General features: G+C 40.3%; 11 protein-coding genes and 1 pseudogene. 8 read left to right on the top strand and 4 right to left on the bottom strand.

Annotation, left to right across the window (positions count from 1 at the left end; all coding sequences use genetic code 11):
- Window positions 1–133 precede the first annotated feature (133 nt).
- On the top strand, window positions 134–1,096 hold the full coding sequence (locus tag AHMF7616_RS21885) for a YihY/virulence factor BrkB family protein (RefSeq protein ID WP_158546228.1): 963 nt from the start codon (window positions 134–136) through the stop codon (window positions 1,094–1,096).
- 42 nt (window positions 1,097–1,138) lie between these two features.
- Here AHMF7616_RS21885 and AHMF7616_RS21880 read toward each other — a convergent pair whose 3' ends face one another.
- From AHMF7616_RS21880 to AHMF7616_RS21865, 4 genes and pseudogenes are all read right to left on the bottom strand, one after another.
- Entirely contained in the window at window positions 1,139–1,525 is a 387-nt protein-coding gene (locus tag AHMF7616_RS21880; RefSeq protein WP_115374822.1) for a RidA family protein, read from the bottom strand.
- A 220-nt stretch (window positions 1,526–1,745) separates the two neighbouring features.
- Window positions 1,746–3,580 (bottom strand): annotated as a pseudogene (gene glmS / locus AHMF7616_RS21875) (glutamine--fructose-6-phosphate transaminase (isomerizing)).
- A 46-nt stretch (window positions 3,581–3,626) separates the two neighbouring features.
- Window positions 3,627–5,042 (bottom strand): DUF4270 family protein, encoded by a 1,416-nt coding sequence (locus tag AHMF7616_RS21870; RefSeq protein ID WP_115374821.1) that lies wholly within the window; start codon window positions 5,040–5,042, stop codon window positions 3,627–3,629.
- Entirely contained in the window at window positions 5,026–5,844 is an 819-nt protein-coding gene (locus tag AHMF7616_RS21865; protein WP_115374820.1) for a glycogen/starch synthase, read from the bottom strand. The genes AHMF7616_RS21870 and AHMF7616_RS21865 overlap by 17 nt, the downstream gene beginning before the upstream one ends.
- Window positions 5,845–5,984: 140 nt before the next feature.
- On the opposite strand from AHMF7616_RS21865, the gene panC reads away from it, so the two are divergent.
- The 7 genes from panC (at window position 5,985) to AHMF7616_RS21830 (ending at window position 12,087) form a co-directional block, all read left to right on the top strand.
- Window positions 5,985–6,833 carry a pantoate--beta-alanine ligase gene (gene panC / locus AHMF7616_RS21860; protein ID WP_115374819.1) on the top strand — a complete coding sequence of 283 codons (849 nt, stop codon included), beginning with the start codon at window positions 5,985–5,987 and terminating at the stop codon, window positions 6,831–6,833.
- Between the two features lie 108 nt (window positions 6,834–6,941).
- Window positions 6,942–7,289: an aspartate 1-decarboxylase gene (gene panD, locus AHMF7616_RS21855; RefSeq protein WP_115374818.1), complete on the top strand. Its 348-nt coding sequence runs from the start codon at window positions 6,942–6,944 to the stop codon at window positions 7,287–7,289.
- Window positions 7,290–7,302: 13 nt separating this feature from the next.
- Complete coding sequence (locus AHMF7616_RS21850; RefSeq protein ID WP_115374817.1) at window positions 7,303–8,358, top strand: lysylphosphatidylglycerol synthase transmembrane domain-containing protein; 1,056 nt, start codon at window positions 7,303–7,305, stop codon at window positions 8,356–8,358.
- A complete protein-coding gene (gene rfaE2, locus AHMF7616_RS21845; protein WP_115374816.1) occupies window positions 8,339–8,833 on the top strand; it encodes a D-glycero-beta-D-manno-heptose 1-phosphate adenylyltransferase in 495 nt (164 codons plus the stop codon). Before AHMF7616_RS21850 ends, rfaE2 begins: the two co-directional genes overlap by 20 nt.
- Window positions 8,834–8,840: 7 nt before the next feature.
- Window positions 8,841–9,521, top strand: a complete 681-nt coding sequence (locus AHMF7616_RS21840) for a zinc metallopeptidase (RefSeq protein WP_115374815.1) — start codon at window positions 8,841–8,843, stop codon at window positions 9,519–9,521.
- Between the two features lie 345 nt (window positions 9,522–9,866).
- A complete protein-coding gene (locus AHMF7616_RS21835) occupies window positions 9,867–11,006 on the top strand; it encodes an acyl-CoA dehydrogenase (RefSeq protein WP_115374814.1) in 1,140 nt (379 codons plus the stop codon).
- A 157-nt stretch (window positions 11,007–11,163) separates the two neighbouring features.
- Complete coding sequence (locus tag AHMF7616_RS21830; RefSeq protein WP_115374813.1) at window positions 11,164–12,087, top strand: AraC family transcriptional regulator; 924 nt, start codon at window positions 11,164–11,166, stop codon at window positions 12,085–12,087.
- Window positions 12,088–12,097 lie beyond the last annotated feature (10 nt).

Raw genomic sequence — 12,097 nt, 5'->3', positions numbered from 1 at the left:
TTTATTGTAATGCTAGTTACCTTCTTATATTTAGCAATTTTGCTTTCTTTATAACAAATAAAACTTACGTTAGTTAATCCGTACTAATAGCGATAAGGCTATTGGTAACTATTTGAAATTTAAAAATATAGCTGTGAAGATCCCGTATAGTAACGTATTTAAGAGTATTTGGCATTTAGTACGCGAAACATTTTTAGAGTTTCTCGATAATAACTCTTTCGACCGGGGAGCGGCTTTGGCTTATTATACCATTTTTGCTTTACCGCCCATTTTAATTATTATGATTAACTCGGTAGGGACTTTGTTTGGTAAAGATGCCGTAAGCGGAGAAATTTACTATGAGGTAAAAGAACTAATCGGGTCTCAGGGGGCTTACGAAGTGCAAAAAATGGTTGAAAACATCAGCCGATCCGGTGAAATAACTTTTACCACCATTGTGGGAATAATTGCCTTGCTCCTAGCCGCTACCGGTTTATTTATTTCTATGCAAGATGCCTTAAACGTGATATGGGGCGTTAAATCTAAACCGCGTAATCAGTATTTTAAGTTGTTCCTCGACCGGATCATGTCATTTGCCATGATTCTTAGCTTTACTTTTATTTTGCTGGTATCCTTAGTAGCCCAGGCCGTTCTGGCCAAATTAGGCAATTACCTGATGAAGCTACTGGATCAAACGGCGGTTATTTTGCTGCAAATGTTTAACGAAATATTCTCGTTAGCCGTAGTAGCGTTTATTTTCGCGATGATTTTTAAATTTTTACCTGACGTAAAAATTCACTGGCGCGACGTATGGGTAGGTGCCATTGTTACCTCCATCCTGTTTTCTTTAGGAAGGTTTCTGATTGGTTTTTACCTGGGCAACAGCAATTATGCCAATGTTTACGGGGCGGCTGGAACCGTAGTTATTATTTTAGTTTGGGTATTTTATTCTTCGCAGATACTTTTTTTCGGAGCGGTTTTTACCTTAGTCTTTTCGCGGAAGTATGGGTCTAACATTTATCCTTCCCCGTACGCAGTACGCGTCATCCGGCAAGAAGTAGAAGCCGGTAAAACCGCCGTAAATGCCGAACCCGGCAAATTTGAAACACCCGAGTAACAGTTGATAGTTAGCACTGGTTCTATATTAAATTTTTAAATTTTAGCTGGTTTTTACAGCAATACAGGAAATTTCTACGTTCACATCTTTCGGTAAACGACTCACCTCTACAGTTTCGCGCGCCGGAGGCGATTGCGTAAAATAGCCTCCATATACAGCATTTATCCGGGTAAAGTTATTTAGGTCCTTTACAAATATGCTGCATTTTACCACGTCTTTAAAATCTAACCCCGCCTCTTGCAAAATAGCTTGCAAGTTCTTCATTACCTGGTGGGTTTCTGTTTCAATATCATCTGAAATTAAATTACCGGTACTGGGCTCTAAAGCTATTTGCCCGGATATATATAAAACATTATTGGCTAATATTGCCTGGCTGTAAGGACCAATTGGTGCTGGGGCATTAGAAGAATTTATAACTGTATTAGCCATAAAGCAGAGTTAGTTTTCTGAATTTCGACAAATATGCAAAATAATAAGTTTTGTTCCTTTAAAATCCAGAACAGCTAAGTTGCTATCCCAGCCGTTTAATCCAGCCTAAACCTTATTTATTCTAAGAGAAAATTTTGTATGCTTTGCTGTAAAGCTACTTCAACATAAATAAAAAAGAGCCACGGTGGGCTCTCCTTTATTTAATAAATTTTAAATTGTATTATTCCACCGTAACCGATTTTGCTAAGTTACGCGGTTGGTCAACGTTACAACCACGCATCACTGCGATGTGGTAAGACAATAACTGCAATGGAATTACGGAAAGCAGTGGCGTTAGAGCTTCGTGCGTATCCGGAACTTCTATCACAAATTCGGCCATTTCCGGAATCACCGTATCTCCTTCTGTTACAATCGCAATAATCCGACCTTTGCGGGCTTTTACTTCCTGTATATTAGAGACAATTTTTTCGTACGACGAATCTTTGGTAGCGATGACTACTACCGGCATGTTTGCGTCAATCAACGCAATTGGACCATGCTTCATTTCGGCGGCTGGATAACCTTCCGCGTGGATGTAGGAAATTTCTTTTAATTTTAACGCACCTTCTAAAGCTACCGGAAAATTAAATCCACGACCTAAGTACAGGAAGTTAGCTGCATCTTTAAATATCTCCGAGATTACTTTGATTTCGGTATCCAGTTGCAGCGCTCGCTCCACTTTTGCAGGAATTTGTTCCATCTCCATCATCAGTTGCCGCAGCATAGATGTTTCAATAGTACCTCGCTTTTCCGCAATCATCATAGCCAACAGCGTTAACACCGTTACCTGCGCCGTGAATGCTTTTGTACTGGCTACCCCAATCTCTGGTCCAGCGTGGGTGTAAGCACCCGCATCGGTAGCACGGGCGATGGAAGAACCTACCACGTTACAAACTCCAAAGATCATGGCTCCTTTGGATTTAGCCAGTTCTATGGCTGCCAAGGTATCGGCTGTTTCACCAGATTGAGAAATAGCTATTACAATATCACCTTCTTTAATAATAGGGTTCCGGTAGCGGAACTCAGAAGCATATTCTACTTCTACGGGTACGCGGGCAAACTCTTCAATTAAATATTCCGCTACTAAACCCGCGTGCCACGACGTACCACAGGCCACAATAATGATCCGATCAGCATTTTTAAATTTATTTTCGAACTCGATTACACTAGCCATAACCAAGTGACTGGTTTCGGCTACTAACCGGCCCCGCATGCTGTCCAGAATAGACCGCGGTTGTTCAAAAATTTCTTTTAACATGAAGTGCGGGTAACCACCTTTTCAATGGATTCCAGTTCGAGCTCTAGCTTTTGAATATAAGGGGTTTGGGCCACATCTTCGCGGGTACGAATATCTAGTTGCCCATCCCGAATGACGGCTAACTCATAATCGTTTAAGTAAACTACCTCGTTGGTATATTCAATAATAGGAGTAGCATCGGAGGCTAAAAAGAATTCATCTTTACCCACGCCAATTACCAAAGGGCTACCTTTCCGAGCGGCAATTAACTGATTTGGCGAATCGTGAGAGATGACTACAATGGCGTAAGCACCTACTACTTCGTGCAAAGCCAACCGTACCGCTTCTGGCAATGAAATATTATTATTCTCGCGAATATCCTCGATTAAGTTAATAAATACTTCCGAGTCAGTATCGCTGTGAAACTCGTAACCTTTATTTTTTAAGTGTTGCTTAAGTGAACCATAGTTCTCGATAATACCATTATGAATGATTGCTATCTTTCTGGAACTAGAATAATGCGGGTGCGCGTTTACATCATTTGGTTCACCATGCGTTGCCCACCGGGTATGGCCCATACCAATATGGCTATGCGTATCTTTATCCGAGATAAAACTTTCGAGTTCGCTTACTTTCCCTTTTTTCTTGTAAACATTAAGGTTACCGTTTAATAAGGCAATACCGGCACTATCATAGCCGCGATATTCCAGGCGCTTTAAACCTTTGATAATAATAGGGCAGGCTTCCCGATGCCCCACATATGCTACAATGCCGCACATAAATTTATATTTTAATGGATTAAAAATTAATCATTCGAGAGGTTTACTAGTTCGTTTTAGAAAAGTAAAGGCGAAGCTTTATGTTGTTTGTTCCTCCTGTTTGCAGAATAGATGAATAAAGGCCGGTTGCTTCCAGAACAGTGCTTCCTCTAGGATCTAAACTACCGGTTCGGGAAGTGGGTACTAGTAATAAACTATTGCTTAATAACTTACCACTAGCAGATTGTCTTTGATATATTACATCCTGGACGTATTTGGTAACATTAACGATATAAGCTTTTTTATCTTTATTGTAGCGAATAGCCGCCGCCTGGGTGCCACTTTCACCCCGGGAAGTCGTTTCCAGCGGATCTTCGATCACAACCCGAGGTAAGCGGTTTGATTTTAAAATCCGGTTGGTTTTGTTCGTTTCAACCAGATAAGCGGCTGGCGAAGGCAAATAGTTAGGATTATCTTTTACTGGAATAATTAACTCGGCCCGGTTAACAGCAACATCATTTGTATTTAACTTTTCTCTAAACCGATTAAGGTAAGGAAAAGTAATTTTTGTAACAATACCGGTACTTTCCTGCAAATAAGCCTCATTACCTGCCGCAACCGACGAAATAGAATCGCCTGCTTTATTTAATGATGTAAGTGCACTACCTGCAAAATCATGCGAAATTTCGTTCAAGCGATCGTTGCCGCCACTTATGTTTAGATCATACTTTTGCTTTTTATTATCTGTAGAAGTATAATAAATTCGCAAATACGTACTATCGGCATCGGGCGCAAAGCCTAAAGCTGATTTAGTATTTGGGCCTGGACTAAGCACAATACCCTTGAAGATTTTAGCAAACTCTGCTGTACTACTTAATGTGGTACTCGGCAAGCCCAATATTCGCTGACCCAACTCATTACTCAACTTCATCCGAACAGGCACTGATGTTTTAGTTACTACACCAGAAGAAGATGTTTTAGAATTTGTACGTTTGGGTTTGGGAACAAAGGTAAGTGAACCTATTAAACTAGGTAGCGCTTCCAGGCTGTTGTTGTTGTTTGTATAATACGTAGCATCAGAACGGAAAGTAGTACCTAGTTCACGTACTTCTATCGAATAATTTTGAGTAGTATCTCCGTAATACTCATCATAATCTAACATTAATACTACCGAATCTGGACTTCCATTATTGGCGCTAATACTACCTCCAGTCGGACCAATAGGTAAATAGGATTGGGCCGTAGTAGTGCCTAATTTTTCTGTTGTAAATTTACCAACTAATAGATTTCCGTTTCTATAACCTACAATTGAATCATTGGCTAATACAGTAGAAGCCGTAACACTTACTGAATCAGTAAAAGAAGCATCAACCGGATTGCCTTCGTAAGAAGTGCCTAACGTGTTGGAATCATCGCAGGAAAAAAAAGTAATAACAGATAAAACAAAAAGAGCAGGTCGCTTAAGCTTAATTAGCCAATTCATTATAAAGATTGTAATAAGAATCTAAAAAATTTTCGTCTGAGGAATCAATTTGGTTGATTGGTTTAGTAGAACAAAATTCCGTAAACAAAGTGTTGATGTTCTCGCTAAAATTTTCTTCGTGCGACTTAGATACTAAATCTGCATATTCCATACCAACTTTCACGAACCCGCCAAAATCAGCGGTTTTCAAATGCGTTAGCATATCATCCTCAATATCCAACATTTTTACTTTTTCCAGCAAATCGCCCTCGAATTTATAGTCAAATTCGTTATTATAAACGGTAAAAATAGATTTGGCATCTTTAAAAATAGGATCCTTCTTGTAAGTGGTTTTTAAATACATCGGAATTAAACCCGTCATCCAGTCGTTGCAATGCACAATATCCGGCGACCAGCCTAATTTCTTAACAGTCTCCAGTACACCTTTGCAAAAGAAAATAGCCCGCTCATCATTGTCGGTATGGAATTTATTGTCTTTATCGACTAAAACTGATTTCCGGTGAAAATAGTCTTCGTTATCTATAAAATATACCTGTAACTTTGCATTTGGGATAGAAGCAACTTTAATAATCAGCGGCTTTTCTTCTTCTCCTACGGCAATGTTAATACCAGACAACCGCACCACTTCGTGCAAACGATTTTTACGCTCGTTAATTAATCCAAACCTCGGAACAAAAATCCGAATTTCCATTCCGCGTTCCTGCATCCCCTGGGGCAACATCCTTAAAAACTCAGCAACCTGGGTGGTTTGCAAAAACGGATTAATCTCTGTAGCAGCGTACAAAATGCGTAGTTTTGACATGGGTTTTGACTAGTTTAATTGTGGTGAATAATTGACACACTATTCGGCAGCACAAAATTACAAAAATTTTATCATATTTTCAATTTATTTACCTAAAACTTAAGCTAACCAGTTTTTCGGCTAAACATTATCAAGAATTAATGCAAGTAGTTACGCATCTCTCAGAAATTAAAAATCTTACAGAAACATTACGAGCTGCCGGGAAAACCATTGGGTTTGTACCCACGATGGGGGCCTTACATGCCGGGCATTTAGAATTATTACGTACAGCAGTTCAGCACAATACTACTACAATATGCAGCATTTTTGTAAATCCAATTCAGTTTAATAATTCAGAAGATTACCGGCTATACCCCAAAACAATAGAGCAGGATATAACCTTACTGCAACAGAATAATTGCAATATCTTGTTTATGCCCGACGCTTCGGAAATGTATACCCAACCGGCATTATTGAAATTTAATTTTGGAGCTTTAGAACAAATAATGGAAGGTTTTTACCGGCCTGGGCATTTTAATGGAGTAGCAACTGTAGTAAGTAAACTATTCCATTTGATTAAACCGCACAGAGCTTATTTTGGCCAAAAAGATTTGCAACAGTTTGCCATTATCCGGCAGTTAGTGCGCGATTTAAGCTTTGACCTGGAATTAGTTTGCCACGAGATTGTACGTGAAGCCGATGGCTTAGCTATGTCGTCCCGAAATCAGCGTTTATCAACGGCTGCACGCCGGATAGCTCCCCGGCTTTACGAAGCCTTGCAACTAGCAGTCGTTTTGGTGAAAGACAAGCAGGTGCCATTGCAGGAAATTATATTACAGGTAAATACGTTCTTACAGCAATACCCGGGGATTAAGTTGGAGTACTTCGAGATAGTAGATGCGGAAACATTACAGCCTATTTCGGATTTTACCAGGCCTACCGCGTTATGCTTGGCTGCTTATATCGGCAACGTACGCCTGATTGATAATATTGTAGTGGAAGTGCCATAAGGCAGTGATTTAATAGCAAAAGCCCCGGGTACCCTTGGGATAGCTCATAGTTATAACCTAGCACAAATTGCCTACCTTTGCGCTCCCATTTTTAAAAAATTTAAAAAAATGTTAATAGAAGTCTTAAAATCAAAAATTCATCGGGTTAAAGTTACCCAAGCGGAGCTCCATTACGTGGGTAGCATTACCATTGATGAAGATTTGATTGATGCCGCTAATTTAGTGGAAAATGAAAAAGTACAGATTGTAAATATCAATAATGGCGAGCGTTTTGAAACCTACGTGATTAAAGGTGAACGGGGCTCCGGCGTGGTTTGTCTGAATGGACCGGCCGCTCGTAAAGTACAGGTTGGCGACATTGTGATTGTTATATCTTATTGCCAGATTGATTTTCTGGAAGCAAAATCGCATCAGCCAACGCTCATCTTCCCGGATCAAAATAACCGGCTGGTTTAACCGCATTATTCGTATGAAAACGCTGGTTACTGTTAGTAAATACATTCTCTTAATAAGCTTATCCGTGTTACTCATGTGGTACGCCTTAAAAGGTATTGATTTTACCTTAGTCTGGAAGCAATTACAGCACATAAATTATTTCTGGATCGGCGTTTCGTTGCTGTTAGCCTTTGCCGGATATTGTAGCCGGGCTTACCGCTGGAAAATGCAGTTAGAGCCATTAGGTTACCATCTTTCTGCCTCTGAAACGTACCACGCCATGATGGTTGGTTACCTGGCTAATTTGGTGCTGCCCCGGGCCGGCGAAGTTATACGTTGTAGTATCCTGCGCAAAACCTGCAATGTAACTGTTAAAGCATCTTTTGGCACTGTTATAACCGAACGGCTCTTGGATATGCTCATGCTATTACTTTTAATCGGAGCAGCATTTCTTATTGAATTCGATCGGATTCACGCTTTTTTCTGGAATATGTTTGCGGATAAAGTAGCCGGCTATGGTACTAAAAGCGATTGGTTGTATCGGTTGGGTGGTTCTTTGGTGTTGGTTTCGGTAATTGGATCCGCGTTACTTTATTTTTTTCGGGAAAAGCTTAAAAGGAACGCCTTATATCTGAAAATTAAAAATTTTATTACAGGAGTAGCCGAAGGAATTTTCAGTATTTTAAAATTAAAAAATAAAGCAGCGTTTATTGCGCATACGCTCTTTGTGTGGTTTACTTATTTTTTAACTGGTTACGTAGGATTTTTAGCTTTACCCGGTACCGCTGATCTAAGTTTAGGAGCCGCATTGTCGGTTTTAGTAGTGGGCAGCTTAGGCATGAGCGCACCGGTGCAAGGCGGAATAGGTGTATTTCACATTATGGTGCGTTCTACTTTATTACTTTATAGCTTACCGAAAGAAACTGGCATGGCTTACGCCTTGGTAACGCATACTTCCCAAACCTTATTCGTGGTTATACTGGGCGGCATCAGCTTTGTTTACAGCATGTTTCATGGGACTGCAGTTAAACAAAACCCCGAAATGGAGTTAGAGGTAAATTCCGTAATTTATGATAAACACGCAAAGTAAAATTTTTGAAAATTTGCCGCCTGCTTTAGAAGTAATTCACCAATGGCAAGCGGCCGGCGATAAAATTGTTTTCACCAATGGGTGTTTCGATATTCTGCATTTAGGGCATGTCGATCACCTCGAGAAAGCCCGCCATTTAGGCAATAAACTAGTTTTGGGGTTAAATACCGATAGTTCTATTTGCCGTTTAAAAGGTCCGGAAAGGCCACTTCAAGACGAAATGTCACGGGCCAGAGTTATGGCATCCTTGTTGTTTGTGGATATGGTAATATTGTTTTCGGAAGATACTCCCTATGAGTTAATTGCGGCGATAAAACCAGACATTCTGGTAAAAGGCGATGATTATGCCATTGAAAATATTGTGGGGCATGATATCGTTCAGAAAAATGGCGGGATCGTGAAAACGATTACACTCGTACAAGGGTATTCTACCACACGAATTATCGAGAAAATTAAAAAACAAATTAAAAGTTAAGAAGAAAATGGGTGGAGTATATTTAATAGCCATACTGGTAATGCTGGTTAGCTTATTTGTTAGCTGGCGACTCAAAAGTAAATTTGCACAATATTCGCAAGTAGGCTTGCACTCGGGCATAAGTGGCCGGGAAATTGCCGAAATGATGCTGGCGGATCATAATATCCGGGATGTTCGGGTTATTTCTACGGAAGGTCAGTTAACCGATCATTATAACCCCGCTGATAAAACCGTAAACTTAAGCGAAGGTGTTTATGCCTCGCGGAGTGCCGCCGCGGCGGCAGTTGCGGCGCACGAATGTGGCCACGCGGTACAGCACGCTACGGCTTACAGCATGCTTAAATTCCGGTCCGCGATGGTACCGGCGCTTAGTGTAGCCTCGCGGTATATGCAATGGATTATAATAATTGGTATTTTCATGATTAATACCAGTGTTATTCCCTTAACTATTGGCGTGGCGCTGTTTGCCTTAACTACGCTGTTTAGCTTTATTACTTTACCGGTAGAGTTTGATGCCAGTAGCCGCGCTTTGGCCTGGATGGATCGCCGGGGAGTAGTAACTACTCAGGAACACGCTATGGCCAAAGATTCTTTAAAATGGGCGGCTTTAACTTACGTAGTTGCTGCTATAGGTTCATTAGCTACTTTATTGTATTACGTATCTCTTCTAATGGGTCGTCGGGATTAAGTAATAACTAAATAACAGAAATTCTTTAAACGCCGTTGCTTTATTAAGCAGCGGCGTTTTTTTTAATTAAGCGCCCTGTTCTAAAATTTTAAAAATTTACCTGCTTGAGTTTTTTTAAAGCATTCTGGTAAAAACATCCGCCTAGGAGCAAATAAAAATTTAAAAATAAAGTATGCATGCATATTAATTTCTCGTTCTTCGTATATTTACAATAGTCTTTATCTCGGCAGTAACTTAAATCAGGTACATGTTCCTATCAGTTATTATTATTTAAATCCCAGTAAAACAAAATACAGGTATTTAAAATTTAAATCTCCTTTAACCTCTTTAAATCAACATAGCAAAATGGATTTCAGCCTAACCGAAGAGCAATTAGCCGTACAAGAAGCGGCCCGTGATTTTGCCCAAACCGAACTCTTACCCGGAGTTATTGAACGCGATGAAGAACAAAAATTTCCGGCAGAACAAATTAAGAAAATGGGCGAGTTGGGCTTCTTAGGGATGATGGTTGACCCAAAGTATGGCGGTGGCGGGATGGATACTATTTCCTATGTATTGGCCATGGAAGAAATATCGAAGGTAGATGCTTCCGCTTCGGTAGTTATGTCGGTAAATAACTCCCTGATTTGTTGGGGCATTGAAAAGTACGGCACCGAGGCGCAAAAACAAAAATACCTGACCCGGCTAGCAACCGGCAAAATAATCGGCGCTTTCTGCCTATCCGAACCGGAAGCTGGCTCTGATGCTACCATGCAGCGCACCACAGCCATAGAGCAAGACGATCATTATTTAATTAACGGTACCAAAAACTGGATTACCAATGGCAGCACCGCCTCGGTGTACCTGGTTATAGCACAAACTTACCCCGAAAAACGGCACAAAGGCATTAACGCGTTTATTGTGGAGCGGGACACACCGGGTTTTGTAGTAGGTAAGAAAGAAAATAAATTAGGCATTCGCGGTTCCGATACCCATTCCTTAATGTTTACCGATGTAAAGGTGCCTAAAGAGAACCGGATTGGCGAAGATGGCTTTGGATTTAAGTTTGCTATGAGCGTGCTGAATGGAGGCCGTATTGGCATTGCGGCGCAAGCTTTAGGCATTGCTTCCGGTGCTTACGAATTATCCATTAAATACGCGAAGCAACGCAAGGCATTTGGTACCGAAATAGCTAAGCACCAAGCCATTCAGTTTAAGTTAGCCGATATGGCTACTAATATAGATGCGGCCCGGTTACTTTGCCTACAAGCGGCCAGTGATAAGGATGCTGGCCGGGATTATGCCAAATCCGGAGCTATGGCAAAATTATTTTCTTCTAAGGTAGCCATGGACACTACTATAGAGGCGGTGCAAGTACACGGCGGCTATGGTTTTGTGAAAGAATACCACGTAGAGCGGCTCATGCGCGACGCTAAAATCACGCAAATTTACGAAGGCACTTCCGAGATTCAGAAAATAGTAATATCAAGAGAGTTGCTGAAATAACAGAATACTGCTATGTTGAAATAGTACTGTTCAAAAATAATATATTTATTAATTGTGGTATAATTATTTTTCAATTAATTTTGTCTTATTAAAAGATTAATAGTAATTTTAAACACTATAATCTAACTATCAATAAAATAAAGATAAAATACCAATCATGGAAGATTACAATAAGGTTATTGAATCCCTGGCGGTGCGATATATAAAATCTAAGAACTATATATTGCAGCAACCATTTGGTGTCCGGAACTATTATGATGTAGGCAATAACCTTATATTGCTCCACCGAGGGGTAATTGCCTTTGGCGATGAGAAGCAGGTAGTAGAGGAAGGAGAAATGTTGTTTGTGCCCGGTGGCCGAAGCACAAAAATTTATTACGGCGACCCCGACAGCCGTATGATTTCGAATGATGACTTAATCAGCAATAAAGAAAAGTTCTTCCGAAGCAACAACGATTTGGATTTAATCGGGGATGCCGAAGAAAGCCACAGCTTTGTAAGCTTTGAAGCTAAAGTATTTGACTCAGTTAACTTCTTTTCTTCACTGGATGTACCAGCCTTCTTAATTTCGAATAATTCGAAGCTGGCTAACTTAATTATTAAGGTAATTGAGGAAAGCATGCAGGAGTTGCCGGGTAAAGAACGCCTGATAAATATCTATACCGAAAACATAATGGTAGAGATCATCCGGTATATTCTTAAAAATAAGATGTTTGTGGAGCAATTGGCGACCAACAGCACGTACTTTAAAGATCCGCGTTTGATTGATCTGTTTAACTACATCAAAGAAAACATTGGCGGCGATCTGTCTAATAAAGTGCTCTCTAACGTAGCAAACGTTTCGGAAGATTACGTAGGGCAATATTTTAAGATGTTAACCGGCATTAACCCGCAGGATTATATTGAATACCAGCGCATGGAGCGGGCTGTGTTCTTGTTGCGTACTACCAAGAAAAGCATTCGCGAAATTGGTAAAGAAGTAGGCTATAAAGATACCGCTTATTTCTGCCGGCGTTTTAAAATGATGTTCGGTATTCCGGCCGGTAAAATGCGCCGCCGTGAATCTGCGATGAATATATAATCTAAAAATT

Origin of the sequence: Adhaeribacter pallidiroseus (genome assembly GCF_003340495.1) — a bacterium.
Classification (GTDB): Bacteria; Bacteroidota; Bacteroidia; order Cytophagales; family Hymenobacteraceae; genus Adhaeribacter; species Adhaeribacter pallidiroseus.
This window is presented reverse-complemented; position numbering and strand designations above follow the sequence as displayed.